Here is a 17,970-nt window from a genome sequence, read left to right on the forward strand (position 1 = left end):
CGGTGAGCGCAGCCACCTACCCGCCCACGCACGGGCTGAGCGGGCGCCCGGTCGACCCGGCGGATGCCGGACCGGTCCGGGTCATCCTCGTCGAGGACGACCACGGTGACGCGTTCCTGGTGGAGGAGCTACTCGCCGGTGCGCGAGTGGCCTTCGAGCTGACCTGGGTGCAGAACCTCGCCGACGCCACGGCGGCCCTCGACCCCGGCGTCCGCTGCGTGCTGCTGGACCTGGCACTTCCGGACGCCACCGGAATGGAAGGGCTCACCCGGATTCTGGAGCTCGCGCCGCAGGCCGCCGTGATCGTTCTCACCGGCCTCGCCGACGAGCACCGTGGGGTCGAGGCAGTGGCGATCGGAGCCGAGGACTACCTGGTCAAAGGCCAGGTAGACGGTGAGCTCCTGGCTCGGGCGATCCGGTTCGCGATCGAACGGAAGCGCGCCGACTCGGCTGCTCTGCGGCTCCGCGAAGCCGAACTGCTCGCCAGCGAGAACGCGCGCATGGAGCGGGCGCTGCTGCCGACGCCCCTGCTCGACGACGACAAGGTGCACTTCGCCCACGCCTACCGGCCAGGTCGCCGGATGGCGCTGCTCGGCGGCGACTTCTTCGACGTGATCGAGCGCGACGGCACCGTGTTCGCGTTGATCGGCGACGTCAGCGGCCACGGACCGGACGAGGCGGCGCTCGGCGTCTGCCTGCGCATCGCGTGGCGGACGCTGGTGCTCTCCGGCGTTCCGGCGGCCGGGATGCTGCCGGTGCTCGACACGCTGGTCGTGCGCGAGCGGCACAGCCCGTTCGCGTTCGCCACCGTCTGCATGGTCGTGATCGCGCCCGATCGCCGCAGGGCAGACATGTACCTGGCCGGCCACCCGTCCCCCATCCTGATCACCGAGGCCGGCGACCACGCCGTCGACCAACTGCCGATGGGGCCGCGAGGCCCGGCGCTCGGCTTCCTCCCCGAGGGCCGCTGGCCCGCCGTGCCGCTGGAGCTGCCGCCGTCGTGGGCGCTGCTGCTCTTCACCGACGGTTTGTTCGAAGCCCGCACCGGGAACGGGCCGGATCGGCTCGGCGAGGAAGGGCTCGTGGAGCTGATCGGCCACCGCCGGCCGGAACTGCCGGTCGTCGACGGGTGGCCGGAGACGCTGCTCGACGCCGTCGAGGAACGCAACGGCGGTGCGCTCGCCGACGATGCCGCGCTGGTCGTGCTCTCGCACCAGGCGGACGAAGGACCTGTTTCCCTTGAAGGAGGAGTGGGCGAATGAGCCCCCGCACCGGCGAGTGGACGCTCCGCCGACGTCTTCTCCTCACGTTCATCGTGGTCGGGGTGCTCACCGCGATCATCGCCGCGCTCGCGGCCACCGCGCTCGGCCGCACCGTCAGCCGCAACGACGACCTGCTCGAACGGATCGGTCCGGCGCGAATCGCCGGCTACCAGCTGGAAGCCGCGCTGCTCAACCAGGAGACCGGCGTCCGCGGTTACGTGCTGAGCAAGCAGCGGGACTTCCTCGACCCCTACGACGAGGGTCTCGCCGAGCAGAAGAAGCACCTGGCGACCGCGCGGGCCGCGGTGCGGGGCAACGAGAGCCTCGAAGAGGACCTCGATCGGATCGAGCGCGGCGCGGACGCGTGGCGCAGCCAGTACGCCGACCCGCTGATCACCGCGGCCAGAGCCGGCCGGACCACGACCACCACCATCCAGGACGACCAGGGCAAAGAACTCTTCGACGAGGTCCGCAGCGCGATCACGGCGTTCCAGAACAACCTCACGGTGATCCGGAACGAGGTCTACGACGACCTCGAGACGGCGATCACCACACTGATCGTCGTCGCGATCCTGGCGCTGGTCGGCGTCCTGGTCGCCGGCGTCGTCCTGTGGCGCGCGCTGCGTCGCTGGGTGCTGCAGCCGCTGGAGCGGATCGGCGCGGAAACGCGGCAAGTCGTGGGTGGCGCCCTCACCCACAAGGTCACGGTCGAGGGCCCGCAGGAGATCAACGCGCTCGCCGCCGACGTCGACGCGATGCGGCACTCGCTGGTGGCCGCGCTCTCCACCGCGGTCGCGGCCCAGGACCGGTTGAAGGAGCAGACCGACCAGCTGGCGGCCCAGACCGCCGACCTCCAGCGCTCCAACACCGAGCTGGAGCAGTTCGCCTACGTCGCCTCGCACGACCTCCAGGAGCCGCTGCGCAAGGTGGCGAGCTTCTGCCAGATGCTGTCCCGGCGGTACTCCGGTGAGCTCGACGAACGGGGTCAGCAGTACATCGACTTCGCCGTCGACGGCGCGAAGCGGATGCAGCGGCTGATCAACGACTTGCTGGCGTTCTCCCGAGTGGGCCGGACCACTGGTGAGTTCGAGGACATCGCGCTCGACACCGTGCTCGACCGGGCGCTGACCAGCCTCGGGAGCACGATCGAGGAGAGCGACGCGGCCATTCAGGCGGATCCGCTGCCGGAGGTACACGGCAACTCGATCCTGCTGACCCAGGTGTTCCAGAACTTGATCGGCAACGCGATCAAGTTCCACGGCATGGCCGCGCCCCGCGTCCGGATCACCGTGGAGCAGAAGGGCGACGTCTACGAGTTCGCCTGCAGCGACAACGGCATCGGCATCGAGCCGCAGTACGCCGAGCGCGTGTTCGTGATCTTCCAGCGCCTGCACGGCAAGGAGCAGTACGACGGCACCGGGATCGGGCTCGCGATGGTCCGGAAGATCATCGAGCACCACGGCGGGCGGATCTGGCTCGACACCGAGGGTTCGGCCGGCGGCGGGACGACGTTCCGCTGGACGTTGCCGGTACCGTCAGCCACGGAGCCGGCCGTTGCCGACACGCAGCCGGCCACCACCGCCGTGGGCGCGGCACGAACGGAGAGCGACGCGTGACAGAGGTCGAGCCCCTGCCGATCGAGGTCCTGTTGGTCGAAGACGATCCGGGCGACGTCCTGATGACCAAGGAAGCGTTCGACGACCACAAGCTGCGCAACTCGCTGCACGTGGTGAACAACGGGGTCGACGCGCTGCTCTTCCTCCGCAAGGAGGGCGAGTTCTCCAGCGCGCCGACGCCCGACCTCGTGCTGCTCGACCTCAACCTGCCGCGGATGGACGGACGTGAGGTCCTCGCGGAGATCAAGGCCGACGAGGCGCTCCGCCGGATCCCGGTGGTCGTGCTGACCACCTCGGAGGCCGAGGAGGACGTTCTGCGCAGCTACAACCTGCACGCGAACGCCTACGTGACGAAGCCGGTGGACTTCGAGCAGTTCGTCAAGGTCGTCCGCCAGGTCGACGACTTCTTCCTAACCGTCGTCCGCTTGCCCCCCAGCGGCCTCTGACGCGCCCGCACGAAGGCCCCCCGACCCGCTTCACGGGACGGGGGGCCTTTGGGTTCTGACGTGGAGCCCGCCCAGGACGAGGCTGGCGTCCGCGCGCAAGGCCGTCAGGCTCGTTCTGGGCGGGCCGTGCAGGTTAGACGCCTATGGGTTCGGTTTTGACGGCAGCGGGCTGCTCCTCGTCGTCCTCGGCGATCGAAATCGGCCGCCGCCGGGAGACGATGACGGCGCCGACGATGATCGCCGTGGCGACCAGCGCGATCGCCAGCCGAATGCCGACGTTCTCGTCCGGCCCGGTGGAGTACGTGACCACCGCCGGGGCGACGATCAGCGCGACCAGGTTCATCACCTTGATCAGCGGGTTGATCGCCGGACCAGCGGTGTCCTTGAACGGGTCACCGACGGTGTCGCCGATCACGGTGGCGTCGTGCGCCGGCGAGCCCTTGCCACCGAACGCGCCGTCCTCCACCATCTTCTTCGCGTTGTCCCAGGCGCCACCGGAGTTGGCCAGGAACACCGCCATCAGCGTGCCGGTCGCGATCGCACCGGCCAGGTACGCGCCGAGCGGTCCGACGCCGAGACCGAACCCGACCGCGATCGGTGCCAGCACCGCGAGCAGACCGGGTGTGGCCAGCTCCCGCAGCGAGTCGCGGGTGCAGATGTCCACGACCTTGCCGTACTCGGGCTTACCGGTGCCCTCCATGATCCCGGGAATCTCCCGGAACTGACGCCGCACCTCGAACACGATGGCGCCGGCCGCCCGGGTCACCGCGTTGATCGCCAGACCGGAGAAGAGGAAGACCACCGACGCGCCGATGATCAGCCCGACGAGGTTCTTCGGGTTGGCGATGTCGAGGACACCCGCGTACTCACCGGTGAGGCGCTGGCCGGCCTCCTCGGCGGAGGTGCGCACCGCGTCGGTGAACGAACCGAACAGCGCGGTCGCCGCGAGCACGGCGGTGGCGATCGCGATGCCCTTGGTGATCGCCTTCGTGGTGTTGCCGACGGCGTCGAGGTCGGTGAGCGTCCGCGAGCCGGCCTCGTCGATGTCGCCGGACATCTCCGCGATGCCCTGGGCGTTGTCGGAGATCGGGCCGAACGTGTCCATCGCGACGATGACGCCGACCGTGGTCAGCAGACCGGTACCGGCCAGCGCGACCGCGAACAGGGAGATCACCGTGATGCCGCCACCGAGCAGGTACGCGCCGAAGACCCCGGCGCTGATCAGCAGCGCGGTGTAGACCGCCGACTCCAGGCCGACCGTGATGCCGGACAGCACGACCGTCGCCGGACCGGTCAGCGCCGTCTTGCCGATGTCGCGCACCGGACGGCTACCGACCGCGGTGAAGTAGCCGGTCAGCAGCTGGATCGCGGCCGCCAGCACGATGCCGATGAGCACCGCGATCACCGCGAGGATCCGCGGGTCACCGTCGTGGTTCGCGATCCTCTCGGTGACGCCGTCGAAGTCGGCGAACGACGAGGGCAGGTACGCGAACGCCGCGATCGAGCAGAGCACTGCCGAGATCAGCGCGGAGATGAAGAACGCGCGGTTGATCGCGGTCATCCCGGACTTGTCACCCGGACGCAGCCTGGTGAGGAACACGCCGATGATCGCGGTGACGACGCCGATCGCGGGCACGATCAGCGGGAAGACCAGACCCTGCTCGCCGAACGCGACCTTGCCCAGGATGAGCGAGGCCACCAGCGTCACGGCGTAGGACTCGAACAGGTCGGCCGCCATACCGGCGCAGTCACCCACGTTGTCGCCCACGTTGTCGGCGATCGTCGCGGCGTTGCGCGGGTCGTCCTCGGGGATGCCCTGTTCGACCTTGCCGACCAGGTCGGCGCCGACGTCGGCGGCCTTGGTGAAGATGCCGCCGCCGACCCGCATGAACATCGCGAGCAGCGCGGCACCGAAGCCGAAGCCCTCCAGCACGGTCGGCGCGTCACCGTTGTAGATCAGCACGACGGTCGCGGCGCCGAGCAGGCCGAGGCCGACCGTGAAGAAGCCGACCACGCCGCCCGTGCGGAACGCGATCCGCATCGCTACCGGGGCGCCGTCCGCCTCCCGGGCCGCCGCGGCCACCCGCACGTTCGCCCGAGTCGCCAGCCACATGCCGACGTAACCGATGAACGCCGAGAACAGCGCACCGACGATGAAGAAGACGGAGCGTCCGATGCGCACCGACATCTCGTCGCCCGGTACCGGGAGGACGAACAGGAGGATCACCGCGACGACGACGAAGATCCCTAGCGTTTTGAACTGGCGGGCCAGGTAGGCGGCGGCGCCCTCCTGGACTGCCGCAGCGATTTCCTGCATCTTCGTTGTGCCTTGGCCGGCAGAGAGCACCGCGCGCACCAAGGCGGCGGCGACGCCAAGAGCGAGTAGGGCGATCGCGGCGGCTATGACCACGTACGTCACGTTGCTACCACTGAGTTCTACGCCCTCGCCGCCGATGGCGAGGTTTGGCCCTTCCATGCGTCCTCCTGAACGGGCGAGCGCGGTTAGGCGCTCTACCAGAAGCCTGCGCTGGGGGCCCGGCGGTAACGAATAAGGACTGGGGTTCTCTCCGCCGGGATTTGGGGAGTCTAGGTGACGTTGACCACAGGTGGCATCGCGACCTGCGGTGCGAGATGAGTCACATCCCTGGTGACCGGCGATAACGCGGTGAACGACGATCCGTCGGAATCGATCCTGTTCGTACGCATCGGTCCATCGGCGTGGGCCGTGACTTCACCCACAAGGGAGCTTCAGGACGTGGGAGTCGATTGCGCCCACTGGGGCGGTAAATGCTATTGAGCCGACCCTGGGCCGTCGGCGCGCACCCGGACAACGCGACACCACCAGTCAGCGTCCTCCGGAGCAGTCGGCAGTTGAAGCGCCGCCAGGCGCGCGCCGTTGTATTCACTACGGACCTGGAGCCCGCCCAGGGCGGGCTGGCAGTCGAGCGCGAGGCCGCAGCGAACCACTGATCCGCCGTTGTCAGGCGCCGCGCGAGGCAGCTCCCGCTGGGCGCGACCTTTGGCTGTGGTCCCAAGGCCTCGCGCTCGCCTGTCAGCGTCGTTCTGGGCGGGCCGCCTACGTGGGCCAGGACATGTGGACGACCGTTCCGTCCCGGTCCTCGGCGGGACTGACCGTCACGTCGTCGACGAGGCCGGTCAGCAGTGCGAGGCCCACCCCCGCCGCCACCTCTTCCTCCGACTTCGTCTCCGCGAACCCCGGGCCGGCCACGAACGGGCTGGTGACCGCGAGGTCCGCGTGCAGCGCCTGGTCGGCGGGGGCGGAGTCGCGGACGACGACCTCGAACCGCGGCCCGTTGGTGAACTCCACTTCGATCAGCTCGGGGCGCTTGTGCTGGACGTGCAACCCGACCGCCCGTGAACAGGCTTCACCGACCGCGAGTCGGATCTCGTCGAGGACGCTCTCCGCCACCCCCGCGTTCCGCGCCGTCGCGACCGCCACCAACCGGGCCGTGCGGACGTGGGCGGGGGTCGGGGAGAACGCCAACCTCACGGTGCGCATCAACCGGCCGCAACCGCCGCTTCGACGGATGGATGAATCCCGAACACCTTCTCCAGGCCGGTGACGTTGAAGATCTTCAAGATCTTCGGCTGGGAGCAGGCCAGCTCCACCGAACCGCCTGCCGCCCTGGCGCGCTTCAACGCTCCCACGAGGACACCGAGCCCGGTGGAGTCGAGGAAGTCGACCCGCTCCATGTCCACGACGATGTGTGCGTAACCGGCGTCGGCGAGGCGGATCAGCTCTGCGCGGAGCTGAGGGGCGGTGTAGACGTCGATTTCACCGCCGACCGCGAGAACCGTGTGGCGTCCCACGGCCCGTGTCGTCAACGACAGCTCCACGAAGACCCTCCAGGATGCCCGGCCGACTCGGCCGCCCCACACGGAGCCGACCTCGCCTGATTCAACCATCGGCGGACGCCTGCTGCGGCCGACCCACGCACGACGCGTCAACCTCGGGTCATTATCCAACTACGAGGAGTTCGCGCTCCGGGGCAGAACACTCGACGTCAACCGTCGTACATACGTGGCACAGTGCTTCCGTGTCCCCCCAACTCTCCGCCGAAGCGACTCCGGTCCCTGCGGTCACCGGCGGCCCGGAGGCTTGGTTGCACCGGGTGCGGGTGGGGCGCGCGAACGACCCGGTGACGCACGTCGAGCGCATGCCGGCTCGGCCGGGCGTCGTGGTGGATTGGCCGGCCTGGGCACCCCCCGCGCTGCGTGAGGCCTACGCGGCCCGAGGAGTGTCGCGCCCGTGGGCGCATCAGGTCGCCGCCGCGGAGGCAGCGGCCGCCGGCGAGTCGGTGGTGGTGGCCACCGGCACCGCCTCCGGCAAGTCGCTCGCCTACCAACTGCCCACGCTCACCGCGCTGCTCGCCGACGACCGGGCGACCGCGCTCTACCTCTCCCCCACCAAGGCGCTCGCCGCCGACCAACTGCGCGGGCTGCTGGAGGTCACCGACGCTGTGGGAGGCGGCATCCGCCCGGCGCTGTACGACGGCGATACCCCGGACACCGAGCGGGAGTGGGTCCGCGCGCACAGCCGCCTCGTGCTGACCAACCCCGACATGCTGCACCGCGGCATCCTGCCCCGGCACGACGCATGGGCCTCGTTCTTCCGCCGGCTGCGCTACGTAGTGGTCGACGAGTGCCACGCCTACCGCGGCGTGTTCGGCTCCCACGTGGCGCACGTGCTGCGTCGGCTGCGGCGGGTCTGCGCGCGCTACCGGTCGGCGCCGGTCTTCGTGTGCGCGTCGGCGACCGTGGCCGATCCGTCCGGCTCGGCCGGCACGTTGATCGGCGCGCCCGTGCGCGCGGTCACCGACGACGGCTCACCGCGGGGCGCGACGACGTTCGCGCTCTGGGAGCCGCCGGTCAGCCCGGTGGTCGGCGAACGCGGGACGCCGACCCGCCGCACCGCGACGGCCGAGGCGGCCGACCTGCTCGCCGACCTGGTCGCCGTGGGCGCGCGGACGCTGGCCTTCGTTCGGTCCCGGCGGGGCGCGGAGGCGGTGGCGCTCGGCGCGAAGCGGGCCCTGGCCGAGGCCGTGCCCGAGCTGGTCGAGCAGGTCGCTGCCTACCGCGCCGGCTACCTGGCCGACGACCGCCGCGAGCTGGAGGCCGCGCTGCGGTCCGGCGAGCTGCTGGGGTTGGCGTCCACGAACGCGCTGGAGCTCGGCGTGGACGTCACGGGCTTGGACGCCGTGGTACTGACCGGCTACCCGGGGCGGATCGCGTCGCTGTGGCAGCAGGCCGGGCGGGCCGGGCGCGGCAGCCGGGACGCGCTGGCGGTGCTGGTCGCCCGCGACGACCCGCTCGACAGTTACCTGGTGCACCACCCGGACGCGGTGTTCGGCCGACCGGTCGAGGCCACCGTGCTCGACCCGTCGAACCCGTACGTGCTGGGCCCGCAGCTGGCCTGCGCGGCGGCCGAGCTGCCGCTCGCCGAGGCCGACCTGCCGCTGTTCGGCGGCGACGCGGCCCGGGCCGCACTGGAGGAGCTGGTCGCCGCCGGGGTGCTCCGACGCCGACCGGCGGGCTGGTACTGGACGTCCCGGGGACGCCCGGACGCCGACCTGCGCGGAACCGGTGGCGAGCCGGTCTCGATCGTCGAGGCGGCGACCGGTCGTCTGCTCGGCACGGTCGACGCCGGGTCTGCTCCGGCCAGCGTCCACACCGGGGCGGTGCACCTGCACCGCGGCGAGACGTTCGTGGTCGAAGAGCTCGACCTGGAGAACCTGGTCGCGCTGGTCCGCCGCGCGGAGCCCGACTGGTACACCCAGGCGCAGGACGTCACCGATCTGGCGGTCATCTCGGTCGAGCAGCGGGTGGTGGCCGACGGCGTGCAGCTCTGCTTCGGCACGGTCGACGTCACCAACCAGGTGGTTTCGTTCCTGCGGCGGCGGATCCTCACCGGCGAGGTGCTGGACGAGCAGCCGCTCGACCTACCGCCGCGTCAGCTGCGCACGCGCGCGGTCTGGTACACGGTCGACGACGCCGTGCTCGCCGAAGCCGGGCTGCTCGGGGTGTCGGAGGACGACGAGCCCGACATCGCCGGCTCCGCGCACGCCGCCGAGCACGCGGCGATCGGTCTGCTGCCGCTGGTGGCGAGCTGCGACCGGTGGGACATCGGCGGCTTGTCGACGGCGTCGCATCAGGACACGGGGCTCGCAACGGTCTTCGTGTACGACGGGCATCCCGGTGGTGCGGGCTTCGCGGAACGGGGGTTCGCGGCGGCGGTCGAGTGGCTCGCGGCGACCCGGGACGCCATCGCCGACTGTGATTGTGCGGCCGGTTGCCCCTCTTGCGTGCACTCGCCCAAATGTGGAAACGGCAATGATCCACTGGACAAAGCCGGTGCTGTCCGGTTGCTGACAGCAGTCGTCGACCGCGTGCGGCGCGCCGACGTCCGACAGAGTACGTTTGGCCTCCAGGTCGGGGGGTCACACCCTCGGTAGCCGACGGGTCGGTTGCTGAGGAACCGGGCTGATTCGGAGAGGACGCGGACCATGGTTCTGCTGGGCCTGCTGCTCGCCGCAGTGGCAATCGCCCTCGGGGTGGGGCTGGCATTGCAGCCGGGCGACACGGCGAACGTCCATTTCTTCGGACTCAACATCCCGAACCTCAACGGCCGGACGCTGGTGCTCATCGGGATCGCGATCGGCATCCTGTTCATGGTCGGCATCTCGTTCATGCGGTGGGGCTTCGCGATGGCCAAGCGCCGCCGCCGGGAGCGCAAGGCCGAGAAGGCCGCGCTGGCCAACGCGAAGCGTGAGGCAGCCGACGCCCGCGAGCAGGAGGCGCGGGCCCGGGAGGAAGCCGAGCAGCGCGAGATCGAAGCTCGTCGGCAGGAGGAACTCTCGTCCTGGGAACGGGCCGAGGCGGCTCGCCGGGAAGAGGCCGCACGGCAGGAGGAGGCCGCGCTACGAGCGCGCGCCGAGGGCCATCAGCCCGACCCCTACCCGCCGGTGGTGCCGGACGCCTATCCCGGACACCGCCCACCTGAGCCGTACCGCGGCGACAACCACCCGACGGACGCGTACCCGTCGGTAGATCCCAAGACCGAGGAGTACCCGACGGTCGACCCGTACCGGGACGAGCCGCGCCCCACCGGCACCGTGTACCAAGCCGGCGGCCACTCGTACCCGGCGGACCCCGACCCGTACCCCGGCCCACCCCCCCACCACCATCGCCCTTACTAGTGGGCGGCCCGCCCGTCGTGGACGGGCTCCAGGTTCAAGCAACCTGTCACGACTGCTGTGTCCTGACAACGGCGCTGGAGCCCGTCCAGGACGAGGCTGACATCCGCGCGCGAGGCCGCCGCGACCTGGCTGTCGTCTCAAGGCCTCGCGCGCGGCTGTCAGGCTCGCTCCCTGGACGGGCCGCCCACTAGTGTCGGTTGGGTGCCGCACGAGATCGATCAGCGTTTCCTCGCCCTGCCCCGCGCGGCGCTCGCCGACGCCGCACTCCAGCGGGCCCGTGACCTCGGTGCCAGCCACGCGGACTTCCGGCTCGAACGGCTCCGGTCGCAAGGGCTCTCGCTCCGCGATGGGCGGCTCGAGGGTAGCCACGACGGCGAGGACGTCGGTTTCGCCGTCCGGGTCGTCCACGACGGCGCCTGGGGCTTCGCGGCCGGCGTCGACCTCACCGTGGATGCCGTGGTCGCGGCCGCCGAGACCGCGATCCAGGTCGCGAAGGTCAGCGCCCGGATGAGCACCGAGCGCGTGGAGCTGGCCGACGAGCCGATCTACCGAGACGTCCAGTGGATCTCGGCGTACGAGATCAACCCGTTCGACGTTCCGGAGCAGGAGAAGGTCGCCCTGCTCGCCGAGTACTCACGGCGCCTGCTGACCGCCGACGGCATCACCCACGTGACCGCGGGCCTGTCCCAGGTGCTCGAAGGCAAGTTCTACGCCGACACCGCGGGCACCGTGGTCACGCAGCAGCGGGTACGGCTCAATCCGAGCATCCAGGCGCTGTCGGTCGACGCCGACGGCGGCCGCTTCGAAACGATGGGCAGCCTCGCGCCGCCGGTCGGGCGCGGCTGGGAGTACCTGACCGGCACCGGCTGGAACTGGGACGCCGAACTGGCCGAGCTCCCGGCGCTGCTGGCCGCCAAAATGGCCGCGCCGAGCGTCGAGCCAGGGCGTTACGACCTGGTGATCGACCCGTCGAACCTGTGGCTGACCATTCACGAGTCGGTCGGCCACGCCACCGAACTCGACCGGGCACTCGGGTACGAGGCGAACTACGCTGGTACCTCGTTCGCGACGCCGGACAAGCTCGGGACGCTCCGGTACGGCTCGGACGTGATGAACGTGACCGGCGACCGGACCGTCGAGCACGGTTTGGCCACGGTCGGCTGGGACGACGAGGGCGTGGCCGGCCAAAGCTGGGACATCGTCCGGAAGGGGACGCTGGTCGGCTACCAGCTCGACCGCCGGATGGCCGGGCTGCTCGGCTCCGAACTCGGTGTCTCCCGCTCCAACGGGTGCGCGTACGCCGACTCGCCGGGCCACGTCCCGATCCAGCGGATGGCGAACGTGTCGCTGGCGCCGGCCGCTACCGAGGTCTCGACCACGGACCTGATCAGCGGCGTCGAGCGCGGCATCTACATCGTCGGCGACAAGTCGTGGTCGATCGACATGCAGCGATACAACTTCCAGTTCACCGGTCAGCGTTTCTTCGAGATCCGCAACGGTCAGCTCGCCGGTCAGCTCCGCGACGTCGCCTATCAAAGCAACACGCTGGATTTCTGGGGCTCGCTGGAGGCTGTCGGCGGCCCGTCCACCTGGGTCCTCGGCGGAGCGTTCAACTGCGGTAAGGCCCAACCGGGCCAGATCGCGCCGGTGAGCCACGGCTGCCCGAGCGCACTGTTCCGCGACATCTCGATCCTCAACACCGTGCAGGAGGGCGGCCGATGAGCGGCGTGCTGCGGCCGCAGGACCTCGTCGAGCAGGCACTGGCACTCGCGAAGAGCGACGGGTGCCTCGTCATCGCCGGCGAGTCGACCAGTGCCAACCTCCGGTGGGCGACGAACACGCTGACCACCAATGGGGTGATGCGGTCCCGCTCGGTCACCGTCATCTCGACGATCGGCACCGGCACCGGGGTGGCCAGCGGTGTCGTGTCGCGGAGCGCGGTGGCCGCCGACGAGTTGGAGGCGCTGGTCCGCGCAGCGGAGGAGACCGCTCGCGGCAACGGCGCGGCGGACGACGCTCAGCCGCTGGTTGAGGGCGACACCTCGGTGGACTGGGAGTCCGCGCCGGAGGAGACCTCGATCGACGTGCTCTCGAACGTCGCGCCGGCGCTGGGCGACGCGTTCACAGCGGCCCGCGGCGGCGGGCGCCTGCTCTACGGATTCGTCGAGCACGAGGTGGACACCTACTACCTCGGTTCCTCCACCGGGCTGCGGCTGCGACACGTCCAGCCCCAGGGCCACATCGGGATCACCGGAAAGGTGGCCTCCGACCACGCCCGCTCGGCGTGGGTCGGCCAGGCGACCCGCGACTTCTCGGACGTCTCGGTCGCCGCGCTCGACGCGGAGCTCGCGCGGCGCCTCGCATGGGCGGAGCGGCGGATCGACCTGGCGTCCGGCCGGTACGACACGGTGCTGCCGCCGACCGCGGTCGCCGACCTGATGATCTACGCATACTGGGAGATGGGCGGCCGGTCGGCGCACGAGGGCCGGACCGTGTACTCGGGTCCGGGTGACGGGACGCGAGTCGGTGAACGGTTGACGTCCCAGCCGGTGACGCTCCGCTCGGACCCGACCGCACCGGGGCTCCAGTCCGCACCGTTCGTGCTGGCCCGGGCGTCGTCGGGAACCAGCAGCGTGTTCGACAACGGGCTACCGCTCGGACCGACCGACTGGATCCGGGACGGGAAACTCTCGGCCCTGCTGCAGACCCGACGGTCGGCGGAGCTGACCGGGCTTCCGGTCACGCCGATGGTCGGGAACCTCATCATGGAGGTGGACGGCGCGACCGGGAGCGTCGAGGACCTCGTAGCGGGGGTCGATCGTGGTCTGCTGCTGACCTGTCTCTGGTACATCCGCGAGGTCGATCCGCAGACGTTGCTGCTCACCGGGTTGACCCGCGACGGCGTGTACCTGGTCGAAGGCGGCGAGGTCGTCGGCGCCGTCAACAACTTCCGGTTCAACGAGAGCCCGATCGGTCTGTTGTCGCGGATCACGTCAGCCAGCGGCACCGTGCCGGCGTTCTCCCGCGAGTGGGGCGACTACTTCCACCGAACCGCGATGCCGGCGCTGCGGGTGCCTGACTTCAACATGAGCAGCGTGTCCCCGGCGTCCTGACCGAGAGGGTGACCATGTCGAACGCGGACGTCGTCCGGGCCGCGATGGCGGCCTACCGAGCGCAGGACCTGGCGGCGACCGACGCGTTGCTGGCCGAGGACTACGTGTTCACCAGTCCGCAGGACGACCACATCGACAAGGCCACCTACCTGGAGCGGTGCTTCCCCACCGCCGATCGGTTCAGCGAGCAGCGGATCGTGCACCTGGTCGACGTCGGCGAGGACGAGGTGTTCCTGCTGTACGAGTACGAGCTGGTGACCGGGGAGCGATATCGCAACGCCGAGGTCGCCACGGTCCGGGATGGTCGGTTGGTCGAGACGCAGGTGTACTTCGGCGGCCGGGTCGGCTGACCCGGCGCGGCCCAGGTGCATCGCCGCAGCGGCGGCCGGAACGCTCGGTCCGCAGCCGCCGGGGCATCGCCCGGCGGCCGCGGAGCGGCTCACCGCAGCCGCAGCGGCCCCGGTCAGCGGGGTGACGGGGAACGGCGGCTGACCGGGCCCGCGCGGGCCCTGGCGGACGCGGAACCGACGAGGGCCGCCGGACCGGTCGGCACGACCGTCACCGTCGCGGTGAGCTCGTCACCGGTCACCACGCAGTCGACCAGGTGAGCGCCGTTCCCCGCGGCCACCGACCGGGCCCGGGCACAGGCCGCCACCGCGCCCTCGGCGACGTGCAGCGCGCCGGCGAGCGCGGCCAGGTCAGCAGCGAGGCCGGCTCGGTGCCGGGCGACCGCGGCACCGCCCACGGCCTGGAAGCCCAGAGCGGTCGTGAGCAGCGCCAACCCCACGGCGAGCGCGAGCACCGACGCGCTGCCCGTCGGCTCGGGAGACGTCCGGCGATCGACGCTCACGGCAGCGCGGGCGGCTCGGGCTCGGCGACGGCGGTCGCCACGATCCGACCCGGCCAGACCCGGCCGACAGCGGGCAGTGGTGCCGACACGGTGACCCGGACGAACTCGTCGTCGCGGGTCAGCCGCACGGTGGCTCCGGTGGGCGCGACTCGCTGTCCGGCAGCCGCTGCGTCGGGATCGCCGCGAGCCGCCGCCCGGGCGGTCTCCCGGGCGGCGTCCACGCAGCGCAGCTGGGTCGTGGTCGCGGTGAGCGCGGTAAGGCCGGCGGTCAGCAGAAAGACCACGACCGGAATCGCCGCGGCCAGTTCCGCCGTCACCGACCCGGCCGCCCCACGGCCTAACCCTTGAGCGCCTTCGCGATGATCGCGGTCAGTGCGGACTGAACGGCCGGGGACGTCACCACCTTGAGCAGCACGCCGGCGAACGCGACTGCGGCGATCGTGCCGACCGCGTACTCGGCCGTGCTCATCCCGGCCTCGCCCGCCAATCGCAGCCGGGCGACCCACCCGGGACGTGGGATCTGATGCGGCGCACTCGCGAGTGCGGTCGGTACCTGGGGCATGGGCATCTCCTCTCGTGGGCCGGGCTGGTCCCGGCAACCGGATCAGTGGGTGGGATCGGACGACATCGCCGGGACGCCGCTCAGGACAGGGCGTCATCGAGCACTCCCAGCAGGATCGGTACGACGCCGACCAGGACGAACGCCGGAAGGAAGCAGAATCCGAGCGGCAGGACGACGAGCACTCCGGCGCGCTGAGCCGCCTCCTCGGCGCGGGCCTCCCGGCGCTCGCGTAGGTCGGCCGCGCACCGAGCGCAGGCGGACGCCAAGGCCGCGCCGCTGTCGGCGGCCCGCACCGCGGCCGGCACGAAGCCGTCCGCACCGGCGACGTCGTCCAGCGCCTGCCAGCCCGCCTCCCCGGTGACACCCAGCCGGAGCGCTCGACTCACCGCACCGAGACGCTGCCCCAACGGGCCGTCGATCGCGGTGCCGACGACCTCCACCGCCCGGTCCAGCGGCGCACCCGCCCGCAGCGCGGCCGCGAGCAGGTCGATCGCGTACGGCAACTGGGCGGCCGCGACCGCCCGCTCGCGGCCGAGCGTCGGCGGGGGCAGGCGTCGGAGGACCCGCCACGTCCCGAAGCCGACCAACACCCCGGCCACCGCGCCGATCCAGCCACCCCACAACGCGGCGACCGCGAGGCCCGTCAGGACCGGCGCTCCACGGCGCAGCAGCGACGCCAGGTCGAGGCGGCCTCGGCCGTTCGTCCGCGGACGCCGGAAGATCCTCGCGAGCCGACGCCGCGGGGTCGCGCCGCCGACGACCACGACAACAGCGGCGAGCATCAGCGCTGCGGCGGCGACCACCGTGGAGCCGCTCATTCGACGGCCGCCCGACCGAGCCGGGCCGCCAGCCAGAACCCGGTGAGGTGCAGCGTCACCGCGACCGCCGCACAGGCGGCACCGGCGGTTGTTCCGGTGAGCACCGTGTAGGGCTGCGCACCGAGCAGGTGACCGACGCCCAGGCCCAGGACGGGCAGACCGGCGACCAAGCGTGCGGTGGTCCGCGCCGACGCCGTCTGGGCCGCCGCGCGTTCCCGGAGACGCCGCAACCGCCGGAGTTCGACGTCCAGCTGCCCGACGACCTCGGCCAGCGGAATACCGCAGTCGGTGAGCGTCCAGGCGGCGGCGAGGCGCTGCAGTGCCGGTGCGAGCGGTCCGGGTACGGCACGAAGTGCGGCCACGACGTCGCCCGGCGGATGCTGCACCACCGCACTCCGGACCGCCGCGAGCGAGGCGACCACCGACGGGGTGACCGGGCCACGCTCCAACGCGCCGACGGCCGCGTGCAGCGCGGCCAGCGGCGTCCGGCCGGCCCGGAGGTCGTCGGCGAGGCCCGCCAGCGCGACCGCTCCGAGAGCCCGGAGCGCGTCCTCGGCCCGAGCCCGTTCGCGGCGCGCGTACGCCCGGCGGCCGGCGAGTCCGTAGGCCGCCGCGGCCGCGCCTCCGACCGGCCCGGCGAGGGCGGTGATGCAGACCGCGGCGATCAGGACCAGCGCGGCGACCGCCGGCGTCGTCAGGCGCCGCATCGAGCGGCTCCGGCGGCCGGTGCCGAGCAGCCGCGTCACCGGTTGGCCGTCCGGGCGGGTGAGTCCGGTGCTCGCAGCGGTACCGAGCGTCCCGGCCGGCCGCGCTACCACCCGGAGCCGACCGCGGACTCCGCCCGGTGCCGCGAGTAATGCCGCTGCGAGCACCAGGGCCAGCGCGGCGATCAACGGAAGCAGGCCGTTCACGGTGCTCCACCTCGAGCCACCAGCAACCTCCGGAGCGCGTCGAGGCCTGGTGCCGGCCCACCGTCCCGCCGCCAGGCCGGCTGGACTCCGACCCGCCCGCCGGCATCGGCGCGGAGTACACCGATCTCGGTGACCACTCGCCCGCCGGAGTGGTCCTTGCCCGGTGGGCGCCGGACGACGTGGAACACGACCTGGACGGCGCTGGCCAGCTGGGCGTGCACGGCGTCCCGGCCCAGCCCGCCGACGAGCCCGAGCGCCTCGATCCGGGCCGGGACGTCGTCGAGCGCGTTGGCGTGCAGAGTGCCCGCGCCACCGTTGTGACCGGTGTTCAGCGCCGCGAGCAGCTCCACCACCTCGCCACCGCGGCATTCACCGACCACGATCCGGTCGGGGCGCATCCGGAGCGCCTCCCGGACGAGCGTCCGCACCGGGATCTCCCCCGCCCCCTCGGTATTGGCCGGCCTGGCCTCGAGCGAGACGACGTGCGGATGAGCCGGCCGCAGCTCGGTCGCGTCCTCGACCACGACCAGCCGTTCGTTCGATGGAACCTCGCCGAGCAGCGCGGCCAGCAACGTCGTCTTGCCGCTGCCGGTTCCACCGGTGACCAGGAAGGCCAGGCGATGCGCGACCACCGCTCGTGCGATCCCGGCCGACTCCGGCGTCAGCGTGCCCGCGGTCAGCAGATCGTCGACGGTGAAGCCTCGCGGGCGGAACGTTCGCAGCGAGAGATGGACGTTCGCCACCGCCACCGGCGGTAACGCGGCGTGCAGCCGGGTTCCGTCCGGCAGCCTCGCGTCGACGAACGGGGACGCGTCGTCGAGTCGGCGTCCGCACGCCGCCGCCAGCCGCTGGGCCAACCGGCGCACGGCCGCGTCGTCGCCGAGGTCACAGTGGACCCGCTCGAGTCCGGCGCCGCGGTCGATCCAGACCTCCTGGGGGCCGTTGACGAGAACGTCGGTCACCGCGGCGTCGGCCAGCAACGCGGTGAGCGGCCCGGCACCGACGAGCTCGGCGTGCAGCCGCGCGGTAAGCGTCAGGAGCGTCCGATCGCCGATCGGAGATCCGTACTCGGCGCGGACCGCGGACGCCACGGCGGCGCGCGTCGGCGTGTGACCCAGCGCTATCAGACGATGACGTACTCGTTCGGTGAGGGCATCCGTCGACACGCTCAGGGT

Annotated in this window: 17 protein-coding genes; 8 read left to right on the forward strand and 9 right to left on the reverse strand. The window is 71.7% G+C overall.

The features are described 5' to 3' along the window. Positions 1–2: 2 nt before the first annotated feature. From ABEB28_RS13435 to ABEB28_RS13445, 3 genes are read left to right on the forward strand one after another with little or no spacing between them, the layout of a single operon-like run. Complete coding sequence (locus tag ABEB28_RS13435) at positions 3–1,262, forward strand: PP2C family protein-serine/threonine phosphatase (RefSeq protein WP_345728387.1); 1,260 nt, start codon at positions 3–5, stop codon at positions 1,260–1,262. Beyond that, the gene (locus ABEB28_RS13440; protein ID WP_345728388.1) at positions 1,259–2,878 is read left to right on the forward strand and encodes a sensor histidine kinase; all 1,620 of its coding nucleotides are present in this window, start codon (positions 1,259–1,261) and stop codon (positions 2,876–2,878) included. Before ABEB28_RS13435 ends, ABEB28_RS13440 begins: the two co-directional genes overlap by 4 nt. Then, positions 2,875–3,324, forward strand: coding sequence for a response regulator (locus ABEB28_RS13445; RefSeq protein WP_345728389.1), 450 nt, complete (start codon positions 2,875–2,877; stop codon positions 3,322–3,324). Before ABEB28_RS13440 ends, ABEB28_RS13445 begins: the two co-directional genes overlap by 4 nt. Positions 3,325–3,457: 133 nt before the next feature. On the opposite strand, the gene ABEB28_RS13450 is transcribed toward ABEB28_RS13445, so the two are convergent. The 3 genes from ABEB28_RS13450 to ABEB28_RS13460 form a co-directional block, all read right to left on the reverse strand. Beyond that, positions 3,458–5,800, reverse strand: a complete 2,343-nt coding sequence (locus ABEB28_RS13450; RefSeq protein ID WP_345728390.1) for a sodium-translocating pyrophosphatase — start codon at positions 5,798–5,800, stop codon at positions 3,458–3,460. A gap of 600 nt (positions 5,801–6,400) precedes the next feature. Further along, positions 6,401–6,844 (reverse strand): ATP-binding protein, encoded by a 444-nt coding sequence (locus ABEB28_RS13455; protein ID WP_345728391.1) that lies wholly within the window; start codon positions 6,842–6,844, stop codon positions 6,401–6,403. Beyond that, a complete protein-coding gene (locus ABEB28_RS13460; RefSeq protein WP_345728392.1) occupies positions 6,844–7,182 on the reverse strand; it encodes an STAS domain-containing protein in 339 nt (112 codons plus the stop codon). Before ABEB28_RS13460 ends, ABEB28_RS13455 begins: the two co-directional genes overlap by 1 nt. A 200-nt stretch (positions 7,183–7,382) precedes the next feature. Here ABEB28_RS13460 and ABEB28_RS13465 point away from each other — a divergent pair, with 200 nt between their 5' ends. From ABEB28_RS13465 to ABEB28_RS13485, 5 genes are all read left to right on the forward strand, one after another. Then, on the forward strand, positions 7,383–9,797 hold the full coding sequence (locus tag ABEB28_RS13465) for a DEAD/DEAH box helicase (RefSeq protein ID WP_376981621.1): 2,415 nt from the start codon (positions 7,383–7,385) through the stop codon (positions 9,795–9,797). A gap of 51 nt (positions 9,798–9,848) precedes the next feature. Beyond that, the gene (locus ABEB28_RS13470; protein WP_345728393.1) at positions 9,849–10,541 is read left to right on the forward strand and encodes a hypothetical protein; all 693 of its coding nucleotides are present in this window, start codon (positions 9,849–9,851) and stop codon (positions 10,539–10,541) included. A gap of 201 nt (positions 10,542–10,742) precedes the next feature. Next, positions 10,743–12,263, forward strand: coding sequence for a TldD/PmbA family protein (locus ABEB28_RS13475; protein WP_345728394.1), 1,521 nt, complete (start codon positions 10,743–10,745; stop codon positions 12,261–12,263). After that, a complete protein-coding gene (locus ABEB28_RS13480) occupies positions 12,260–13,654 on the forward strand; it encodes a metallopeptidase TldD-related protein (RefSeq protein ID WP_345728395.1) in 1,395 nt (464 codons plus the stop codon). Before ABEB28_RS13475 ends, ABEB28_RS13480 begins: the two co-directional genes overlap by 4 nt. A gap of 14 nt (positions 13,655–13,668) precedes the next feature. After that, on the forward strand, positions 13,669–14,004 hold the full coding sequence (locus ABEB28_RS13485; RefSeq protein WP_345728396.1) for a nuclear transport factor 2 family protein: 336 nt from the start codon (positions 13,669–13,671) through the stop codon (positions 14,002–14,004). A 113-nt stretch (positions 14,005–14,117) separates the two neighbouring features. On the opposite strand, the gene ABEB28_RS13490 is transcribed toward ABEB28_RS13485, so the two are convergent. The 6 genes from ABEB28_RS13490 to ABEB28_RS13515 form a co-directional block, all read right to left on the reverse strand. Continuing rightward, positions 14,118–14,504: an Rv3654c family TadE-like protein gene (locus tag ABEB28_RS13490; RefSeq protein ID WP_345728397.1), complete on the reverse strand. Its 387-nt coding sequence runs from the start codon at positions 14,502–14,504 to the stop codon at positions 14,118–14,120. After that, positions 14,501–14,821 (reverse strand): TadE family type IV pilus minor pilin, encoded by a 321-nt coding sequence (locus ABEB28_RS13495; RefSeq protein WP_345728398.1) that lies wholly within the window; start codon positions 14,819–14,821, stop codon positions 14,501–14,503. Before ABEB28_RS13495 ends, ABEB28_RS13490 begins: the two co-directional genes overlap by 4 nt. Before the next feature lie 20 nt (positions 14,822–14,841). After that, positions 14,842–14,997: a DUF4244 domain-containing protein gene (locus tag ABEB28_RS13500; RefSeq protein ID WP_376981623.1), complete on the reverse strand. Its 156-nt coding sequence runs from the start codon at positions 14,995–14,997 to the stop codon at positions 14,842–14,844. Between the two features lie 149 nt (positions 14,998–15,146). Continuing rightward, positions 15,147–15,884: a type II secretion system F family protein gene (locus tag ABEB28_RS13505; RefSeq protein WP_345728399.1), complete on the reverse strand. Its 738-nt coding sequence runs from the start codon at positions 15,882–15,884 to the stop codon at positions 15,147–15,149. Then, the gene (locus tag ABEB28_RS13510; protein WP_345728400.1) at positions 15,881–16,795 is read right to left on the reverse strand and encodes a hypothetical protein; all 915 of its coding nucleotides are present in this window, start codon (positions 16,793–16,795) and stop codon (positions 15,881–15,883) included. The genes ABEB28_RS13505 and ABEB28_RS13510 overlap by 4 nt, the downstream gene beginning before the upstream one ends. Further along, a complete protein-coding gene (locus ABEB28_RS13515; RefSeq protein WP_345728639.1) occupies positions 16,792–17,967 on the reverse strand; it encodes a TadA family conjugal transfer-associated ATPase in 1,176 nt (391 codons plus the stop codon). Before ABEB28_RS13515 ends, ABEB28_RS13510 begins: the two co-directional genes overlap by 4 nt. Between the last annotated feature and the right edge of the window lie 3 nt (positions 17,968–17,970).

Source organism: Cryptosporangium minutisporangium (assembly GCF_039536245.1).
GTDB classification, from domain to species: domain Bacteria; phylum Actinomycetota; class Actinomycetes; order Mycobacteriales; family Cryptosporangiaceae; genus Cryptosporangium; species Cryptosporangium minutisporangium.